Origin of the sequence: Haematospirillum sp. H4485 (assembly GCF_012102745.1) — a bacterium.
In the GTDB taxonomy this organism is placed as follows: Bacteria; Pseudomonadota; Alphaproteobacteria; order Rhodospirillales; family Rhodospirillaceae; genus Haematospirillum.
Map to the genome: position 1 here is coordinate 335223 of NZ_JAAVSY010000001.1, position 19567 is coordinate 354789.

19 protein-coding genes and 1 tRNA gene are annotated in these 19567 nt (G+C 51.2%); 3 read left to right on the top strand and 17 right to left on the bottom strand.

Annotated elements, in window-relative coordinates; translation table 11 throughout:
• Positions 1–5 precede the first annotated feature (5 nt).
• The gene (locus HEQ61_RS01610; protein ID WP_209315579.1) at positions 6–677 is read left to right on the top strand and encodes a site-2 protease family protein; all 672 of its coding nucleotides are present in this window, start codon (positions 6–8) and stop codon (positions 675–677) included.
• Here the strand turns inward: HEQ61_RS01610 and HEQ61_RS01615 are convergent.
• The 5 genes from HEQ61_RS01615 to mazG all read right to left on the bottom strand — a co-directional run bounded on the left by HEQ61_RS01615 (position 661) and on the right by mazG (position 5851).
• A complete protein-coding gene (locus tag HEQ61_RS01615) occupies positions 661–1368 on the bottom strand; it encodes a DsbA family oxidoreductase (RefSeq protein WP_168018904.1) in 708 nt (235 codons plus the stop codon). The two genes, HEQ61_RS01610 and HEQ61_RS01615, sit on opposite strands and share 17 nt — an antisense overlap.
• A gap of 23 nt (positions 1369–1391) precedes the next feature.
• On the bottom strand, positions 1392–2762 hold the full coding sequence (locus HEQ61_RS01620) for a diguanylate cyclase domain-containing protein (protein WP_168018905.1): 1371 nt from the start codon (positions 2760–2762) through the stop codon (positions 1392–1394).
• A gap of 109 nt (positions 2763–2871) precedes the next feature.
• On the bottom strand, positions 2872–4152 hold the full coding sequence (locus HEQ61_RS01625; RefSeq protein ID WP_168018906.1) for a class I SAM-dependent RNA methyltransferase: 1281 nt from the start codon (positions 4150–4152) through the stop codon (positions 2872–2874).
• Positions 4153–4281: 129 nt separating this feature from the next.
• Entirely contained in the window at positions 4282–4839 is a 558-nt protein-coding gene (locus tag HEQ61_RS01630) for a hypothetical protein (protein WP_168018907.1), read from the bottom strand.
• A 121-nt stretch (positions 4840–4960) separates the two neighbouring features.
• The gene (gene mazG, locus HEQ61_RS01635) at positions 4961–5851 is read right to left on the bottom strand and encodes a nucleoside triphosphate pyrophosphohydrolase (RefSeq protein WP_322099163.1); all 891 of its coding nucleotides are present in this window, start codon (positions 5849–5851) and stop codon (positions 4961–4963) included.
• 90 nt (positions 5852–5941) lie between these two features.
• Here mazG and HEQ61_RS01640 point away from each other — a divergent pair, with 90 nt between their 5' ends.
• The gene (locus HEQ61_RS01640; RefSeq protein ID WP_168018908.1) at positions 5942–6337 is read left to right on the top strand and encodes a DUF4170 domain-containing protein; all 396 of its coding nucleotides are present in this window, start codon (positions 5942–5944) and stop codon (positions 6335–6337) included.
• Between the two features lie 70 nt (positions 6338–6407).
• Here HEQ61_RS01640 and HEQ61_RS01645 read toward each other — a convergent pair.
• The 5 genes from HEQ61_RS01645 to ssb all read right to left on the bottom strand — a co-directional run bounded on the left by HEQ61_RS01645 (position 6408) and on the right by ssb (position 11194).
• Positions 6408–6483 (bottom strand) — tRNA-Lys (locus HEQ61_RS01645).
• 115 nt (positions 6484–6598) lie between these two features.
• Entirely contained in the window at positions 6599–7111 is a 513-nt protein-coding gene (locus HEQ61_RS01650) for a peptidylprolyl isomerase (RefSeq protein WP_245183047.1), read from the bottom strand.
• A gap of 71 nt (positions 7112–7182) precedes the next feature.
• Positions 7183–7698, bottom strand: coding sequence for a pantetheine-phosphate adenylyltransferase (gene coaD, locus HEQ61_RS01655; RefSeq protein ID WP_168018910.1), 516 nt, complete (start codon positions 7696–7698; stop codon positions 7183–7185).
• A 6-nt stretch (positions 7699–7704) separates the two neighbouring features.
• Complete coding sequence (gene gyrA, locus HEQ61_RS01660) at positions 7705–10392, bottom strand: DNA gyrase subunit A (RefSeq protein WP_245183075.1); 2688 nt, start codon at positions 10390–10392, stop codon at positions 7705–7707.
• A gap of 265 nt (positions 10393–10657) precedes the next feature.
• Positions 10658–11194, bottom strand: a complete 537-nt coding sequence (gene ssb / locus HEQ61_RS01665; protein WP_168018912.1) for a single-stranded DNA-binding protein — start codon at positions 11192–11194, stop codon at positions 10658–10660.
• A 188-nt stretch (positions 11195–11382) separates the two neighbouring features.
• Here ssb and uvrA point away from each other — a divergent pair, with 188 nt between their 5' ends.
• Complete coding sequence (uvrA, locus tag HEQ61_RS01670) at positions 11383–14223, top strand: excinuclease ABC subunit UvrA (protein ID WP_168018913.1); 2841 nt, start codon at positions 11383–11385, stop codon at positions 14221–14223.
• 14 nt (positions 14224–14237) lie between these two features.
• Here uvrA and HEQ61_RS01675 read toward each other — a convergent pair whose 3' ends face one another.
• The 7 genes from HEQ61_RS01675 to HEQ61_RS01705 form a co-directional block, all read right to left on the bottom strand.
• Positions 14238–15248, bottom strand: coding sequence for a M23 family metallopeptidase (locus HEQ61_RS01675; RefSeq protein ID WP_168018914.1), 1011 nt, complete (start codon positions 15246–15248; stop codon positions 14238–14240).
• Positions 15249–15286: 38 nt separating this feature from the next.
• The gene (locus HEQ61_RS01680) at positions 15287–15943 is read right to left on the bottom strand and encodes a protein-L-isoaspartate(D-aspartate) O-methyltransferase (RefSeq protein ID WP_168018915.1); all 657 of its coding nucleotides are present in this window, start codon (positions 15941–15943) and stop codon (positions 15287–15289) included.
• Positions 15940–16725, bottom strand: a complete 786-nt coding sequence (gene surE, locus HEQ61_RS01685) for a 5'/3'-nucleotidase SurE (RefSeq protein ID WP_168018916.1) — start codon at positions 16723–16725, stop codon at positions 15940–15942. Before surE ends, HEQ61_RS01680 begins: the two co-directional genes overlap by 4 nt.
• Positions 16718–17995 carry a serine--tRNA ligase gene (gene serS, locus HEQ61_RS01690; RefSeq protein ID WP_168018917.1) on the bottom strand — a complete coding sequence of 426 codons (1278 nt, stop codon included), beginning with the start codon at positions 17993–17995 and terminating at the stop codon, positions 16718–16720. The genes surE and serS overlap by 8 nt, the downstream gene beginning before the upstream one ends.
• A gap of 66 nt (positions 17996–18061) precedes the next feature.
• Entirely contained in the window at positions 18062–18874 is an 813-nt protein-coding gene (tatC, locus tag HEQ61_RS01695) for a twin-arginine translocase subunit TatC (protein ID WP_168018918.1), read from the bottom strand.
• 48 nt (positions 18875–18922) lie between these two features.
• Positions 18923–19213 carry a Sec-independent protein translocase protein TatB gene (gene tatB, locus HEQ61_RS01700; RefSeq protein WP_168018919.1) on the bottom strand — a complete coding sequence of 97 codons (291 nt, stop codon included), beginning with the start codon at positions 19211–19213 and terminating at the stop codon, positions 18923–18925.
• 13 nt (positions 19214–19226) lie between these two features.
• Complete coding sequence (locus tag HEQ61_RS01705) at positions 19227–19499, bottom strand: twin-arginine translocase TatA/TatE family subunit (protein WP_168018920.1); 273 nt, start codon at positions 19497–19499, stop codon at positions 19227–19229.
• Positions 19500–19567: the final 68 nt, after the last annotated feature.

A 19567-nucleotide genomic window follows, 5' to 3' on the forward strand; every position in this document is an offset into this window, starting at 1 on the left:
AGTATATGTTTTCCTTGATTGCCAATATCCTCCACGCGGCATCTGTGTGGGTTATTCCCGTTCTGTCCGCTGTTGTTCTTCATGAACTTGCCCATGGTTTGATGGCTGATGCCCTTGGTGACCGCACAGCCCGTTTGGCAGGGCGGTTGACCCTGAATCCCGTCAAGCACATTGATCCTGTTGGAACAGTTATTCTGCCCGGGCTTTTGCTTGCTTTCTCATCTCCATTCCTGTTCGGCTGGGCGCGTCCTGTGCCTGTTAATGCCGGTAATTTTTCCCGTCCACGACAAGGTATGGCCTTGGTGGCTCTTGCCGGACCTGCCATGAATGTTGTCTTGGCTTTTGTATCGTTTATGTTGCTGTGGTTTATTGATGGTTCAGGGTGGTGGTCTTCGATGCTCTGGAACTCTTTCTACTTCAATATTGTACTGGCTGTTTTCAACATGCTTCCCCTCCTGCCCCTTGATGGGGGCAGGGTTGTTGTCGGTATTCTGCCCGAAGCCCTGGCAATACGATTCATGAGAATGGAACGGATTGGCTTTGGAGTCCTGATTGGACTCCTGATCATTCTTCCCTTGATTGGTCAGAAGATTGGCGTAGATCTGAACTTTCTTTCGTCTCTTGTCACGCGTATCGTCCGTGCTGTTGCCGAGATCTTTTTTATGATGGCCGACTGACAAGAAAATGGTTGGGATCTGTCTCTGTCTCTTTCTGGGCTGGCATGGTCATGGGCTCAGCAACGGATCCCTCTGATGCAATGTCAAGCATGCGGGCCAGAATTTCTGACTCCTGCGCTCCGGCGATGGCGTAATCATGATTGAATATGAAACAGGGAACTCCGGTAATATTCATGCGATGTGTCGCGGCATTTTCTGCCATGACAGTGGCAAGTGAGGTCTCATCCTGCAAGCTGTGCAGCACATCATCGGATGCCAAACCGAACTGTGTAGCAAGCTCATAAAGAGTGTCATTATTTCCTATATCAAGGCCTTTTTCGAAATAAGCCGAAAAAATCACTTCAAGAAAGTCACTGGCAACTCCGTGTGATCCTGCCAGCAGCATAAGTTGATGAGATGCTGTGGAGTTGGGTGCTGTTTCAATAGAAGCGAAATTGAAATGGATACCTTCTCTTGCGCCGGCCTCAACCTGCCCAGCCAAGATCCTGTTTGCGCGGGCCAGGCTCCCAAACTTGCGTTCCAGGTAAGCAGAACGCAGCATGCCTGTCTTTGCGATCTCTGGATTGAGAATAAAGGGACGCCACCGCACCCTGACGTCGGTTGCTGTACGGTTGGACAATGCTTTCGAGAGACGACGGCTTCCTATGTAACACCATGGACATACCGTATCAAAAATAATCTCGACAATCATATGGAGGTCCCCACAGCACCGAATCAGATTATAGACCTTTCGTCAAAGACAGGGCGTGCGCGTTCCATTAATGATTGCACAGTATCACCGCTCTGGACTTCAGAGGCACCAACAAAAGGGGATACCGAGACAGGGCGGAACACGTCCTCAACGGCAAATTCCGTGTTGCCGATAACGCCTGCTATACGTTGCATGACGACATCGGCTTCATCCAACGGCGTGTCAGCCAATATGACAGCAAAATTAACGGGCGTTAGACGGGCAACCATATCTTCGGCTCTGACAAGAAGAGTAAGCCACTGCCCAATTTGCCTCAGCAAATCATGCTCGGCTTTCTCACCAAAATCATGCCGCATGGCATCCAAACCGGCAAAAGCAAAAGTAACAAGGGAAAAACGATGACTGCGATTGCGCAGACTGGATGCTGCAGCTTCTTTGATTCTCGATTCCAATGACTGCATCAAGAAGCTACGGCTGTATACTTCCGGCATGTTGCTGTCGGCATCACTGCCTGTCGTCAGAGTTTCTCCCAGACTGCGCCGTAATGCCCATCGCATTCTTTGCCGACGAATTAAGACGTGCAGCGAGAATCGTAAGTCCTGGATAATAGGGACACCATCAATAACCCTGCTGGCACCCATGGAAAGAGGTGTTTGCGGATCTACAGGATGGGGTGTGCGGTTTATGAAAAGAACAGGCAGATTGAACAATCGTACATTTCTTCGCATTTGAAGACATAGATCAAGCCAAGGCTGCACTGTGTCTGATGGCGCCATCACCATTGCATCAAGGAAGCGATCCTCAAGAATACGAGTGGCTGTTGCAAGGTCTTTGGCAACAAGAATTTCCGCATCTGGAAAGGCTGACAAGATTTTCTCACGCGTATCATCCGCCCCGGTCAGAAGGATGGAGGGCGCAGACACAGAAATATCCTCTGGCGCAAACAGCGAGGCATTGACGGCACGTTTGCCGATATGCTCCAGAACGTGTATCCGATGCAGCAACTCAGCTCGCATGGTCGAGACGCGTATCATGGGCCGAATATGCGACTGAATGAGTTCAGGGCTTGTTGGCCAATGAACAGCGTCGTCTATGCCTGACTTCAGGAGTACATCGATCTGCTCTGCGACGGGAGCTGATGTCAGATAAAAAATGGAAAGATGGACAAAAGAAGGGTCTGCCCGCACAGTTCGGACAATTTGTTCCGGATTTCCGCCGCAAAATGCGGAATCAAGAACCAGAACGTCAGGCTGGAATTTCTTCAGAACCCCGATAAGATCGGCTGGGGCCACCACGTGCTGGCAGTCGTAGCTGTCAGCCATGAGATGTCTCTCAAGGGACGCCGCATCTTGTGGGTCACGGACAGCAACTACTGCTGTGGCCAGATGGATCATCTCCCATTGCCCCTGTCACACATCATGCTGCCCAATCTGGCTAGCTTTCCCCCTCCACAGTAAGGTCCTTATTTTTACTGAACAAGCAGGCAGTGCATCTCGTGTCCGTTCAGACCCGCGAGAATACCGCCACTAATTCAACGTGCATGCTGCGATGGAACTGATTAACGGGGATTATTTTCTCAATGACAAATCCAGCATTAGTCAGTGTGCGCGCATCTCTGGCACATGTGAAGGGGTTGCAGGATACCATAACAATCTTTTTTGGCCCTTTCTTTGGAGCACATTGCGTTATCTGTAGAACCTGTGCGGCCCCTCCGGCGCGAGGGGGATCGAGAACAACAGCCTCATAGCCTTCCAGTTCGTTTGGCAGAAGGGGATTACGGAACAAGTCTCTGGCAAGAGCTTTAACCATACCTGTTGCCGCCAAGCATTCCACGGATTTCTGATCCGAGTCGATAGCCGTAACAGGATGGTAAAGGTTGGCTGCAAGGGGAAGCGCAAATGTTCCCAAGCCACAAAAAAGATCCAATACGGGGCCGCTTAACGCATTTAACTCTTTCAGCACCAGATCAACCAATAATTTTTGCCCCTCACGGCTTGGCTGCAGGAATGCCCCCGGCGGCAAGCGAACAGGGTTTTCACCCATATAGATGATGGGCTCACGTTGTACCGCTATCGGTTCGATAACGGTTCCAATCCTAAGAGACAAACGCGCCCAGTCATGTTCATGGACCAAGGCGGCAAGAACCTCCAAGGCTTGAAGGTCAGGCATTCCAATCCAGTCGAGCACAACATCAATGCCGGAATCGCTATCACAGATAGAAATAGATCCTTTACCAAGCGGGACCAAATCTTTTATGGATTCATGTAATACGGCTAGGGCATCAGATATTGCCTTAGTCAACAGCATGCATTCGTGTGTTGTAACAATGTAGTGGGTTCTGCGAGCATTATACCCCATCACAAATTGCGATTTTGATTTATTCCAAGAGAACGTTGCTCTACGCCGTGTTCCGTATGGAATAGATACAACAGGCTCTACCACGCTTGTGGCTATACCGGATTTGGCCAGAGCTTCAGCAACCAGATCCCGTTTCCAAGTTAGTTCGGCAGTTACCGAGGCATGTTGCAAGGAGCATCCACCACACGAAGACGCAACAGGGCAGGGAGGTTGAATGCGCTCTGGAGAAGGGCTCAGGATACGGTGAACATATCCTCGCTCACCTTCGACTTGAGCTAGCACTCTTTCGCCTGGTAATGCACCGTCAATAAAGATGTTCTTGCCATTATAGAGCGCAACACCGTCGCCATGCCGCCCAAGACGCTTAACAAGAAACTCCAGCAAGAATTCTGAGGATGCGGATGACAGTTTTTTGGTTGCAGGCATTGTAATTTTCTATACAGAACAGAAGAGAGGAAAAGATATGGATTTTGTGCGGGCCAAATTGTCGCATAATTTTCATTATGAATACATTATTAGCATATGAAACATTATGCGACAAAGCCATGCCGCTCTTCACGGCTTTTTGGTTGGTGCCATGAACTGAATTTGCATTGATGGTGCGGGTTGGTTGGGTCCGTTTACACTCCAGTCATATACGCTCCAGTCACGAAAGCTCCCATCATCAAAGCCATGCGATATGTGCTGGGCATTATGTTTAATAACGGCAGAATTTGTGATAACACGAATCTTCCCGCTTGGCCTTAAGCCTAAAGCTTCCAGCTGTTCTTTTGCCCCTGGCTTTGCTGTTGGAGCCGATGCAACATACAAAATGCCACTGGTACGAACTTCAAGACGAACAATGTCGGCGCCTCTTCTCGGGAAGCTAATTTGGGACGTGCCGCTCAGGCGTCCTGTCTTTTCATAGACGACTCTGAACCGCCCCAGTCCCACAGAGGTTATTTCCGAGAACCCGGTATCACGGCCTAGATCTTCTTTAATGGCAAGCTCTTTGGCTGCTATATCTTCTGGTTTCAACTTGGCCTCTTTCATCTCCTTGAATAGAGGCGCCCATATAAGAAGACCTCGATAGATTATTCCGTAATCACCGTTCTTTCCGACGCGAATTTCCATAAGGAAGTCATCTGGGACATAACAGCTTGATACAAGAGGAAAAGCAAGGATGGCCGCCCACACAGGTGGACGGACAAAACGAAACATTGCACTGAAAAAAGATCTAATCATTGCAAGGTGTCTACTTTTCCTGACTTTTTACCTGCGCCCAGAATGCTTCCATCACCTCAAGCTCTGAATTTTCCGGCGTTTTCCCTGCATTGCGAAGCAAAGCCTCCATATGTCGGAATCGCCTGTCAAATTTTGCATTAGCCTGACGCAAGGCTGTTTCTGGATCAACATCGACCTTACGGGCCAAATTAATAACAGAAAAGAGTAAATCGCCTATTTCATCAGACAAACGACTATGGATCATAGGAGATGTATCAAGCTCATCCCTCACCTCTCCAATTTCTTCCATAATCTTATCAAGCACATCGTGAATATCGGTCCAGTCAAAACCCTCCCGTGCAGCCCTACCCTGCAGCTTAAGGGCCTTAGTAACAGCAGGAAGTGCCCGAGAAATACCGTCCAAAGCACTCTCTTCGACCTTATCAGACTGCAAGCGCGCGCGCTCCTTTGCTTTTATATCTTCCCATACGCCCATCTGCTCAGCTGCTGAAGAAATCCGACTATCCGACGAAAAAACATGAGGATGGCGTCGCAACATCTTGTCAGCGCATCCTGTTGCAACATCATCGAAGCAGAAAACTTTATTTTCTGCGGCAATTTGGCTGTAGAATACAACCTGTAGAAGAAGATCTCCAAGCTCATCCCGCAAAGATGCAGCGTCTTTACGCTCTACCGCATCAACAACTTCATAGGCCTCTTCCAGAGTATAGCGTGTCAGGGACTCCCAGTTTTGCTCCAGATCCCAAGGGCAGCCCTGCCCCGGATCCCTCAGGCGTTGCATGATAGCAAGAAGCCTGTCAATAGGTGTAAGATCGTCCTTCACTGGGCCTTGGGAAGCAGTTTTTGACATTAAAGACTCCAAATGCAGCAAGGCCAAGTGTGTGATATCAGAAACAAACATCTCGTGCCACCTGTCGAAGAGTTCACTTCCTTATAACAGAAGCGTATAACAGGGCACGGGATCTGCACTTTTAGCAAAAGACGGAAAGCTATGTCCGAAAAAAGATTTTATGTCATCGGGGGAGAGTATTCCGATAGCGCATTCTCGAAAATCGCTGCAGGCAAGAGCTTGGAAAAATATGGGCCGTACACCGAGGCTGAGGCTCATGCTTTCTGGCGCGATATAACGGGGCGTACGGTTGACAATGCGATGGTCCGCTATGTCGTGGAGGAAAATCACTCCCAGCTAGATGATAAGAGCTACTACGTCGTCGGGGGGGAATATGCTGACACAACCTTTGCAACGATAGCATCGGGGCATTCCTTGGAAGTATATGGTCCCTTTACGCAGCAGCAGGCACAAGACTTTTGGCGAACAATTACAAGCCAGACCATCGATAGCTGCTTGCACAGGTACGATATTTCTCACGAGGACCCGCGCCGTTAGATTTTCATAGGGTTATCTCTCGCAACTAAAAATCCAGCACCCTATAAAAATGGCGCTGGATTTTCTGTTTTGGTGTGCCCGGAAGGATTCGAACCTTCGGCCATTCGATTAAAAGTCGAATGCTCTACCGACTGAGCTACGGGCACTTAAAGTGTTGTTTTTTCACCGCCACAAGTGACGAGGCCCGCAACATATTCGTATGCCTCTGTGTGGTCAACACCTAAAATGGAGAAATCGGGTATTTTTTGCAAAAAGTCGATTTCAATCAACGTCAGCAGCCAGCTTCATCGTTACAATGCGGTCAGGGTAGGCAACCTTACCGTTCAGGGCTTGGTCCCCCTTCTTGATTTGGTCAACATGCTCCATGCCATCAACAACCTGCCCCCAGATCGTGTACTTCTTGTCCAAGAATGAAGACCTATCAAAACAAATGAAGAATTGGCTGTCAGCTGAATTCGGGCTTGCTGCACGAGCCATGGAGACGGTTCCTCTTACATGAGGTTCCTTGGAGAATTCGGCCTTTATGTTCTGCCCGGAACCGCCTGTTCCTGTTCCCGTGGGGTCACCACCTTGAGCCATGAAGCCGTCGATAACCCGATGAAAGGGGGTGCCGTCGTAGTAACCCTGCCGCACCAATTCCTTGATTCTTGTAACATGATTTGGTGCCAGATCAGGGCGCATCTTGATGACAACCCGACCGTAGTCCAGATCCATATACAGGATATTTTCCGGATCCGTGGCCGTTTCCCGGGCATCTACCGTATTGACAGTCATAAGAAACATTACTCCAGCAAGAAAAAGTATAAATGAGCGGATCAGCACAGGGTTCCTCCAAGCTAGCGGGGCTACCATGGACGCTCGCCCTCGGCAAAACGTTGTTTCAGGGCTTTGCGTACAACAGCGGGCACAAAACTATCGATCTTTCCTTCCAAGAAGCTGATCTCTTTCACAAACCGAGAAGAGATAAACTGGCTTCCCTCTGAAGCCATCAGAAAGATGGTTTCAACGCGTGAATCCAGGCGGGCATTCATGCCCGCCATCTGGAACTCATATTCAAAATCTGAAACAGCCCGGAGTCCACGAACAATAACTGACGCCCCCTGCTGTAAAGCAAAATTCATGAGAAGACCGTTAAAAGGCCTGATCTCTATGATAGTACCTTCAAGGTTTAGAGCGTCCACAGCTTCCCGTGTCAACTCGACGCGTTGTTCCAGCGTAAAAAGGGGCCCTTTTCCAACATTCTGGGCTACGCCGACAATCAACCGGTCCAGAACCTTGGCAGCCCGGCTGATAATGTCCAAGTGTCCATTAGTGACAGGATCGAATGTTCCGGGATAAACGCCGGTTCTGTACTTTTCCATCAGGGATCATCCCTCATCTGGAAGAGACGCTATGCCATCACTGTCCTGATCCTGTGCTCCATCACCATTTCCTTCACCGACATCCGGCAGCCGTGCAACAGAAACCACTTTTTCTTCTGCGGCTGTACGGAAGAGCGTAACGCCTTGCGTTTTACGCCCCGCGATTCGCACATCGTGAACAGGCATACGGATCAGCTGTCCCCCATCGGAAATAAGCATGATCTGATCATCAGTACCAATTGGGAACGAGGCAACGACAGCCCCGTTACGCTCTTTCATTTCAATATTGGCAAATCCCTGTCCGCCCCGGCCTGTCACGCGATATTCATATGCAGACGTTCTCTTTCCAAACCCATTCTCGGTAATGGTCAAGATGAACTCTTCGGCATCCTGCAGTCTCTGGAAGTTGTCCGGAGTCATGGTCGTGTCATCACCCTCGGATACGACATACTCTTCCTCGTCACCTTCTCCGGATGACCGCCGGATCTGGGCTGCCATTCTCAAGTATGCATCACGCTCAGCTGTTTCAAAGTCAACATGCTGCAAGACTGTCATCGACATGACTTTGTCTTGTGTGGCAAGGCGTATACCACGCACCCCTGTCGAGGTCCGGCCACTGAACACGCGGACATCACCGACATGGAAGCGAATGCATTTGCCAAGACGGGTGGACAGAAGAATATCCTGCTGTTCTGTACACGGGACAACCGAAACCAAGCGTTCCCCGCCCTCTTCCAGCTTCATGGCTATCTTGCCGTTGGACTTGACATTGGTGAAGTCAGACAAGCTGTTACGGCGTACGTTCCCGGTTGACGTGGCAAACATAACTGTCAGATCAGACCATTGGTTCTCATCTTCGGGAAGAGGCATAACCGTAGCAATACGCTCTCCTTCCTGTATGGGCAGAAGATTGACCAGAGCCTTGCCCTTGCTTTGTGGGCTACCTTCGGGGAGACGATACACTTTCATCTTGTACGCCATGCCCGAGGTCGAGAAGAACAGGACCGGCGTATGGGTATTGGCAACAAACAGATTGGTCACAAAATCTTCTTCTTTGGTTGCCATTCCGGAGCGCCCCTTCCCACCACGACGCTGTGCACGGTAGGTCGAAAGCGGTACACGCTTGATATAGCCTGTATTGGTGATAGTGACGACCATGTCCTCTTTCTGGATCAGGTCTTCGATATCATGCTCAAACTCAGATTCCTCTATAACTGTCCGACGAGGCGTAGCGTAAGCCGCACGAATATCTACCAGTTCCTCCCGGATGATAGTGTACAGCCTCTCGCGGCTACCCAGAATGGATAAATACTCTTCAATCTGGCCGCCTATTTCCCGCAGCTCTCCGTGGATCTTGTCACGCTCCAGCCCAGTCAGGCGATGCAGTCTAAGGTCCAGAATGGATTTTGCCTGAACTTCGGAAAGCCTGTACCGACCATCCACAACAACATGCTCAGGATCGGCGATCAGTTCAATAAGGGGAGCAACATCCGCAGCATCCCAGTCGCGTGACATCAGCTCTTGTTTGGCAACCTGCGGGTCAGAGGCCGCCCGAATCAGCTTGATCACAGGGTCAAGGTTGGCAACGGCTATTCCCAGTCCAACCAACACATGCGCCCTGTCCCGCGCCTTTCCAAGCTCGAACATTGTACGACGACGCACAACTTCTTCCCGGAACCTGACAAAGGCCGTCAGAATCTCACGAATACCCATCAGTTCAGGACGGCCGCCGTTGATGGCCAACATGTTGGCCCCGAACGATGTCTGAAGGGGAGTAAACCGGTACAGCTGGTTCAGGACAATTTCAGCAACGGCATCACGCTTGACTTCGATGACAACGCGAACCCCTTGGTGGTCGGACTCATCACGCAGATCCGAAATGCCCTCGATCTTCTTGTCACGGACCAGCTCGGCCATTTTCTCGATCATCGAGGCTTTGTTAACCTGATAGGGGATCTCGGTCACAACAATGGCTTCACGACCATTCCGTGTTTCTTCTATCGCGCATTTTGCCCGCATGACGATCGAGCCACGCCCGGTCATGTAGGCGGAACGGATGCCCGAACGACCAAGAATACTTCCGCCAGTCGGAAAATCCGGGCCGGGTACGATATCCAGGATGGCATCGTCCGGAAGGTCGGGCGTATCGATCAGAGCAATGCAGGCATCCAGGATTTCCCCAAGATTATGAGGGGGGATATTGGTTGCCATACCAACCGCGATGCCCCCGGCTCCGTTGACCAACAGATTGGGGAAGCGGGCAGGAAGAACGGAAGGCTCTGATGTGCTTTCGTCATAGTTAGGATGAAAATCGACAGTTTCCTTGTCAATGTCATCCAGCAGGGAGTGTGCGGAACGAGCCATGCGTGCCTCGGTATAGCGCATGGCAGCCGGGGGATCCCCGTCCATCGATCCAAAGTTTCCCTGACCATCGACCAAGGGAAGACGCATGGAAAAGTCTTGGGCCATACGCACCATGGCATCATAGATGGCGCTGTCACCGTGTGGGTGATATTTACCCATAACATCCCCGACGATGCGGGCCGACTTCTTGTAAGGGCGATTATAGTCGTATCCGCCTTCTTTCATGGCGAAGAGAATACGACGGTGCACTGGCTTCAAGCCGTCCCGAACATCTGGCAGGGCACGGGATACAATCACGCTCATTGCATAATCGAGATACGAGCGTTTCATCTCGTCTTCGATAGTTACAGGCGCAATGTCACGATCAAACGGTGTCGGGATGGCGTTTTCGGTCAAGGCACAAACTCGATAGACAGCGAACGGGTAAATAGTTCCGGCCCTACAGGGGGCAAAAGTTACCGTTCCGCAGATTGGGACAATGAACTGAAACTACAGGAAGGGGACTGTAGCACAGGGTGCTCCCGACCGACAACCGGGGCCGGCACAAAAGGCACCGACGGATATCATCAACCAGCCAGGAAGGGGTGCCAAAAGATCAGAACGGAATTTCATCATCCAGATCATTGCGGGGTGCCGCATCCCAACCACCACCCCCGGACCGGCCTCCAGACTCGGGGCTTCCACCAAACCTGGGCGATGCCCCGTATGTCGGCGCGCTGTCGGCCCCGGCAAAGCCTGCTGTTTCCATGACAGGCATATCGCCACCCTGTCCACCGCCGGAACGACTGTCGAGCAGGGTGAGCTCACCCCTGTAGGCCTGCAGGACAATCTCTGTGGAATAACGCTCCTGACCATTCTGGTCTGTCCACTTGCGGGTTTGCAGCTGCCCCTCCAAGTATACCTTGGACCCTTTTCGCAGATAACGCTCTGCAATTTCACCCAGATTCGGGTTAAAAATCACAACGCGGTGCCATTCTGTCTTTTCCCGTCGCTCTCCGGTCTGGCGATCTTTCCAGCTTTCGGACGTTGCAACAGTCATGTTGACGATCTTCTGGCCGTTTTGTGTGCTCCGAACCTCGGGGTCACGACCAAGGTTGCCGACCAGAATCACTTTGTTGACACTGCCTGCCATGGCAAGGGTACTCCTGTTTGTAACGTGGCCGAACTCTACCCCCCCCTGACCAGAAGGAAAAGACTGCTTTTACCCAAAGACGGCCCGATGTTCGCTTTTTGTTTTTGACAGCCGTACAAAATATGCGAAACAAAGAATGTTTTTTCGTCCAGAAACATCCCCCGGTTGACTGTCAGGTTCTTGATATCATGCATGAAATACGCATCCGCGGAGCCCGTGAACACAATCTGAAGAATCTTGATGTAACCCTGCCCCGTGACAAGCTTGTTGTGATCACCGGGCTGTCCGGATCGGGGAAGTCATCGTTGGCTTTTGATACGATTTATGCTGAAGGACAACGGCGCTACGTGGAATCCCTGTCTGCCTACGCCCGGCAGTTCCTTGAATTGATGCAGAAACCGGATGTCGATTCCATTGAAGGTTTGTCGCCTGCCATCTCTATCGAACAGAAGACAACTTCGCGCAATCCACGTTCAACAGTGGGGACCGTAACCGAGATCTATGATTATATGCGCCTTTTATGGGCGCGCATCGGCGTTCCTTGGTCACCAGCCACAGGTCTGCCAATTGAATCCCAGACTGTCAGCCAAATGGTCGATCGTATCTTGGCTATGCCCCAAGGACAGAAGATCCTGCTTCTGGCGCCAATTGTACGAGGACGCAAGGGCGAGTACAAAAAAGAGCTTCTGGAGCTTCAGAAAAAGGGGTACCAGCGGGTAAAAATTGATGGATCCCTGTACCTGATTGATGAAGCCCCTTCCCTGAACAAGAAAATCAAGCATGACATCGATGTTGTCATTGACCGGCTGGTTATCCGCGAAGGGATAGAGACACGCCTTGCGGACTCGCTGGAGCAGGCCCTCCAGTTGTCAGACGGTCTTGTATGGGTCGAAGATGCAGAAAGTGCCGAGAGAGTGACGTTTTCTGCAAAATTTGCCTGCCCGGTTTCCGGCTTTACAATTGATGAGATCGAGCCAAGGCTTTTTTCTTTCAACAATCCGTTTGGTGCCTGCCCGGCGTGTGATGGCTTGGGAATCAAGCTCTACTTTGATCCCGAGCTGATTGTTCCGGACCCCCTGCTGTCCTTGGCAGAAGGAGCTGTTGTCCCTTGGTCCGCTGGCGGAGAGCCATCACCTTACTATGCCCAGGCACTTGAAAGTGTCGCTGCCCATTGTGGCACAGACATGAAAACACCTTGGCAAAAAATCCCTGAAACAGCACGGGCTGTGCTTTTGTATGGGTCCGGTCGTACATCTGTCGCCATGACCTATCATGACGGACGACGGCGCTATAGCGTGGAGCGTCCGTTTGAGGGCATTGTGCCAAGCATAGAGCGGCGGTGGCGGGAAACAGAGAGCCAGCAGGTCCGTGATGATCTGTCTCGTTATCAGGCGTCATCTCCTTGCGAAACATGTGGTGGACGCCGCCTTAAGCCTGAAGCCTTGGCTGTGCGGGTCCATGGGTCTGATATTGCTGCTATCAGCGATCTTTCTATTGCTGAATCGCTGGCCTGGTTCTCTGGCCTTGATCAGCACTTGACGGCAAAGGACCGGGAGATTGCCGCACGTATCCTGAAGGAAATTGTCGAGCGTCTCACATTTCTAGGGAATGTTGGGCTTGGGTATTTGACCTTGTCCAGGATGTCGGGAACTCTATCCGGTGGCGAGAGCCAGCGTATTCGATTGGCTTCCCAGATTGGTTCAGGCTTGACTGGTGTCTTGTATGTTCTGGATGAACCATCAATTGGTCTTCATCAGAGAGATAATGATCGCCTTCTAGAAACCCTGCGCCGACTGAGGGATCTGGGTAATACCGTCTTGGTCGTGGAACATGACGAGGATGCCATACGAACCGCTGACTACCTGGTCGATATGGGTCCGGGAGCGGGAGTGAACGGCGGAATGGTTGTTGCTGCCGGTACGCCGGATGAGGTAATGAGACACCCCGATAGTTTGACAGGGCACTATCTTTCCGGAACCAGATCCATCGCGATCCCGGATACACGTCGCCCCGGCAATGGAAACGCACTGACAATCATAGGGGCTAGAACCCACAATCTTCAGAACATTGACGTAACAATCCCACTAGGGACATTTACGTGCGTCACCGGTGTTTCCGGAGGAGGTAAGTCATCTCTTGTCATTGAAACGCTTTACAAGGCACTGGCCCGTTCTCTTCATGGATCGCGGGAGATACCCGGCCCTCATGAGAGCATCGACGGGATAGCTCATATTGATAAGATTGTTGATATAGACCAGTCCCCAATTGGAAGAACTCCCCGATCAAACCCTGCTACATACACCGGCGCCTTTACGCCTATTCGCGATTGGTTCGCCAACCTTCCCGAGGCAAAAGCTCGTGGCTATAAGCCCGGCCGTTTCAGCTTCAACGTCAAGGGGGGACGATGCGAGGCATGCCAAGGAGACGGGTTGATCAAGATAGAGATGCATTTTCTGCCCGATGTCTATGTCACGTGTGATGTATGCAAAGGAAAGCGATACAACCGTGAGACCTTGGAAGTAACCTACAAGAACAAGTCAATAGCAGATGTTCTTGAGATGACTGTTGAGGAGGCTGTTGACTTTTTTCAGGCCGTTCCATCCATCCGTGACAAAATGAAACTCCTGTCCCGGGTTGGGCTGGGGTATATCCATATTGGGCAACAGGCAACCACGCTGTCCGGTGGTGAAGCCCAACGCGTCAAGCTGTCAAAGGAGCTTTCCCGTCGCGCGACCGGACGAACGCTGTATATCCTGGATGAACCAACAACAGGTCTGCATTTTGAGGATGTAAGGAAGCTTCTTCATGTTCTGCAGGAACTGGTGAACCAAGGCAATACGGTTGTTGTAATCGAACATAATCTCGAAGTCATCAAAACTGCGGACTGGATTATCGATATGGGTCCAGAGGGCGGTTCAGGAGGAGGCCATGTCGTTGCAGCAGGAACACCAGAAAAGATAGCAGAAACAAGAAAAAGCTATACAGGGCAATATCTTGCTCCGTATCTCATCAAAGGTAAGATGAAGTAATAAGTTGTCCCTGCTTATCGGACTGCGACCATTTTTGGGAGGTAGACTTGGGGGTCGAGTGCTTGAGACCCCCTCCGGATTTCAAAGTGCAGCTGCGGATGTTTTACATTGCCTGTAGACCCGATGCGGGCGATGGCCTGCCCCCGCTGCACAATATCGCCACGACGTACCAGAATATCAGAACTATGAGCGTAGGCTGTCATCCAGCCTCCCTCGTGTTTTACAAGAATAAGATTGCCAAACCCTTTGATGCCATTTCCGGCATAAGCAACAGTCCCTTTGTTTGCAGCACGAACAGGCGTGCCTGCCGGGGCGGCAATATTGATACCATCATTCCTGAAGCCCTTGCCCGCAGGTCCAAAACTACCAACTATCCTGCCTTGAACAGGCCATACAAAAGCTTGTTTGCCATGGGAAGATGCTTTTGTGTCTGGCGACATACCTTTCTCTGCAGAAGCAGGGCGTATAGCTGCTTTTTTTGTGGGCTGAGGTGAACTATTGGGTGTATGCTCTGCTGCTTTCTCTACCTGAATCGGTGTGGATTTCCGGGATTTCACATCAGGTGGAAGGACAAGAACCTGCCCGGTGCGAATGATGTATGGCGGGGAAAGGTTATTTTTCTGCGCCACATCATCTACGCCAACGTGATAGCGGTTTGCAATTGCGCTCAAGGTTTCGCCGGGAGCAACAGTATACCACCGGGAGGCTGGTACGTGCAGCTTTTGTCCGGTGATAAGGGCATAAGGTGGCTTAAGATCATTTTCAGTAATTAGAACACGAACGGGGATCTTGTGACGTCGAGAAAGCGAATACAAGGTATCCCCACGCAAGACAATAACCGTCTTGTCTGTATCTGTACGACCAAGGCGGCCTGTTGTCTCTTTACTTGAAGATGACACCCAAGGTGCCTTGAAACGCTCGGCACCGCCGCAGCCTGTCATGGCAGGAAGCAGCAGAAGCAAGATAATGTAAAATGCTTGCAATGAACCGGGGCGTTTCATAAAAGGAACAATACGCCTACTCATGCCTCCACGACAATCTAAAGAAATGCCTTTTGGCACCGTCAAGCTTGAACGCGGCCAGGATTACCAATTCCCTGGAGCATGGGGACGAAACGAACAGGGAACAAAATCTCTCCACTCAAGCAACCCGTAACAGGATCTTTCATGTAACGCCACAGTTGCTGGATACCAAACTCTGGGCCAACAGGAATGACAAGAATTCCCGATGGAGCGAGCTGTTCAGCCAAGACACTGGGGACCTCCGCTGCTGCTGCTGTCACAATGATACGATCAAAAGGAGCTTGTTCGGGCCACCCGCGCCAACCATCCCCTATACGAGGTGTTACGTTTGAAAGCCCAAGAGATACAAACCGCTTTTCAGCGGCCAGATAAAGGTCCCTGTGCCGCTCCAAGCTATAAACACGCCGGCACAGGCGGGCAAGAACAGCAGCTTGATACCCGGAACCTGTCCCGATTTCCAAGACTTTATGCCCTTCTTTTGTATCAAGGGCTTGGGTCATTGCCGCAACCACAAGGGGCTGACTAATGGTTTGCCCACAGCCGATAGGAAGTGCCCGGTCTTCCCATGCCTCTGTTTCCAAGGCGTTATCAACAAAAAGGTTACGCGGTACCAGTTCGATAGCTTTCAGCAGGCGGGTATCCGTAATACCAGCCTGCCGAAGATCCATGATCAAACGGGCAGCACGCGCATCCCTCATGAGAGAACCTGTGCACTCAGTTCTTCAAGTGTATGATAATCTGTAAAATCAACACGCAGCGGTGATACCGTTATGGCGCCACGACTGATGGCTTCCACATCTGTTCCGGGTACGGGCTGATCGACAGGTCTTTGGGCGCCTACCCAAACATAGGGCCTTCCTCGTGGATCAAGGCGTTCAACCAGATCATCTCCCAGCTTATGTATTCCTTGTCGTACGGCTTCGACACCCGTTACCCCGGCAGGGGAAGTATCAGGAAAGTTTACATTCATCAGGACATTCTTCGGCCATCCCTTTGCCATCAAACGTCCAATGATTCCGGGGCCAAACGCTTCGGCCGTTGCCCAATGAATATTCTCTGGGTCCTTGAAGACCTGTGACAGAGCTATGGAGGGGATACCAAGAAGTGTTCCTTCCATTGCAGCGGCGACAGTTCCTGAATATGTCACATCCTCGCCCAGATTGGCTCCCCGGTTTACGCCAGACAGAACCAAGTCGGGCATCCTGTCCTTCATCAAATGATTAACGGCAAGCAGCACACAATCTGTTGGCGTTCCATTCACAGTCCATACATTGGTCGATACAGACTGGATGCGCAGTGGATGGTGCAATGTCAGACTATGGGCTGAACCGCTTTGTTCCTGATCAGGAACAACCACCCAGACATCATCGGACAAAGAGCGCGCAATGCGGATCAGAACCTGAAGGCCAAGGCCATGAATACCATCATCGTTTGAAACAAGAATGCGCTTCCCGCAAAGATCAAAAACAGAATCATGCATGAGTGGAAATAACCTCCAAGCCGCCCATATAAGGACGCAAGGCTTCCGGGACGATAACACTCCCGTCTGCCTGTTGATAGTTTTCAAGAACGGCAACCAGTGTGCGTCCAACAGCCAAGCCCGACCCATTCAGGGTGTGGAGAAACTCCGTACCCTTGTCACCAGACGGCTTATAGCGGGCCTTCATGCGTCGTGCCTGGAAATCCCCTACATTCGAGCACGAAGAGATTTCGCGGTAACGGCCCTGCCCTGGCAGCCAGACCTCAAGGTCATATGTTTTGCGGGCGGCCGCCCCCATGTCCCCGGCACAGAGCAGAACAACCCGGTACGGCAAGCCAAGGCGCTGAAGAATTTTCTCTGCACAGCCGGTCATCCGTTCCAATTCATCAGCTGAATCCTCGGGCCGGGTAATGGACACCATTTCAACCTTTTCAAACTGGTGCTGGCGGATCATTCCCCGCGTGTCCTTGCCGGCTGCACCAGCCTCGGAACGGAAGCACAGTGTGTGTGCCGTCATTCTTCGGGGCAGCGTAGCCGGATCGACAATCTGATCAGCAACCATGTTGGTCAAGGTGACTTCAGCCGTCGGAATAAGCCAGTGCCCTTGTTCTGTACGGAACAAATCTTCGGCAAACTTGGGAAGCTGACCTGTTCCATACAGGGCATTATCCAGAACCATGACGGGCGTATTCAGTTCGGTATAGCCATGCTCAGTGGTATGTGTATCCAGCATGAACTGGGCCAGCGCACGGGACAAACGCGACAAGGCACCCTTCAGTACGACGAAACGAGCACCAGACAGTCGGGCTGCAGACTCGAAATCCATCAACCCGAGAGATGTTCCCACGGCATCGTGTTCCAGAGGTGTGAAGTCCATGCTACGAGGCGTACCCCAGCGACGCACCTCGACATTATCATTTTCATCACGCCCATCGGGCACATCTGGATCCGGCAGGTTAGGCAGGCTGTACAGAAGATCATCAAGGGTAGCCTGCAGAGATTGCTGCTCAGCTTCCATATCGGTCATGCGCTTCTTGATATCAGCGACCTCATCGCTGAGAGCCGCCGCATCGCCACCAGCCTTGCGGATGGTTCCTATTTCGCGGGAAGCTTCATTCCGACGTGCCTGCAAAGCCTGTAACGATGTCATGAGGGAACGCAGCTGCCTGTCTGCCTCCAGAATATCGGACGACAAGGTAACTTTGCCGCGACGGAGCAACCCTCGGTCAAAATCATCGGGATTTTCGCGGATCCATTTCAGGTCAAGCATACAGCACACCTCAAGGCATGGTTTTCAGTATCGAATAATTGGCAGAGATACAGGAATTAAGCTACTTCAGCCATTAAAATCGGTCTCATCAGGTCCCTTCCCGGTTGGCATGGCATCCGAATGATCAGGATCACTTTCATCGTCATTCACGGCATTCCTTTCAACCAAGCGCGCTGACCAGATCGAACATTCGTAAAGCAGCAGCAAGGGCAAGGCCAAGCCAATCTGACTGATTACATCGGGTGGTGTAACAATACCGGCAACAACAAAAACAGCCACAATGGCATAACGCCTTTTTGCGACCAGAGCTGATGACGAGACTATTCCGGCCCTTGCCAAAAGCGTAAGAACAACGGGAAGTTGGAAGCAGAAGCCAAACGCCAGAATCAGCTTCATGACCAGATCCAGGTACTCTCCAATCTTGGCCTCAAGCTGCACCGGCAGCACGGTTTGCTCTACACTGGTCTGGAAACCAAGCAGGAAGCGCCAAGCAACGGGCATGACAAAATAGTAAACAAGGGCTGCACCGCCTGCAAAAAGTAGAGGCGAAGCAATCAGGCTGGGCAAAAACGCTCGTTTCTCACGGCGATAAAGACCCGGAGCAACAAAGCGCCAAAGCTGAAAAGCGGTGAAGGGAAACGAGAGAACGACAGCACCAAACATTGCGACTTTTATGTATGTAAAAAACGCTTCTGTCAGGGCCGTGTAGATCATGCGTTGCGAGCCTCCCAGTTCAGCCATGACTGCGGCCAACGGGCGGATCAAGAAGCCATATATGTTATCTGCAATGCTGTAACATGTGGCAAAAGACAGGATAAAAACAGCACCACACAGTAAAATACGGCGCCGCAGTTCAATCAGATGCCCTAATAGGGGCATGCGAAACTCATCTGGTGAAGGAGAAGAGTACATCGTGTCCTGCGTATCTTATGTCTCTGCTTCCCCGGAAGGAGTACTTTTCTTTCCGGGTGATGTACTGTTTTTTTCTTCCGGATCAAGAACCTGCCGACGCATCTGTCTTGCCTTCTCCTGCATGTCAGCAATTTCGGCATTGTATATCATGTCGTCTACGTGGCGACGAACGTCACGGCTGACCGCTCGGAATTTTTTCATGAGATGAGCAAAAGCACGCATGGCACCAGGGATTTCCCTTGGCCCAAGAACAAGCGCTGCGACAACTCCGACAAGAAGGATCTCTGACCAAGCTAGATCAAACATGAGTATTTACCCACTACATGCTACTAGAATGGTTTTTCTCTCGATTGACATGTCCGGCCTGTGAAACTGACTCCCCTTCAGTCTTCTGGATCTGCATTGAATCCGAGCTTGTCGCATCCTGCATATCTGCTGCGGGAACGGACTTGCCTTCTTCCAGTCCCTTCTTGAATGCATTGATTCCCTTGGCAAAGTCACCCATTAAACGTGAAATCTTACCCGAACCACCAAATAAAACGACAACAATGGCCAGCACAACCAGCCAGTGCCAGATACTGAAAGTACCCATAACTACCACTCTCCAGGAGACACGCGCCCACCATCGGGCAATACAACATGGCGGATCATCGCAGAAAG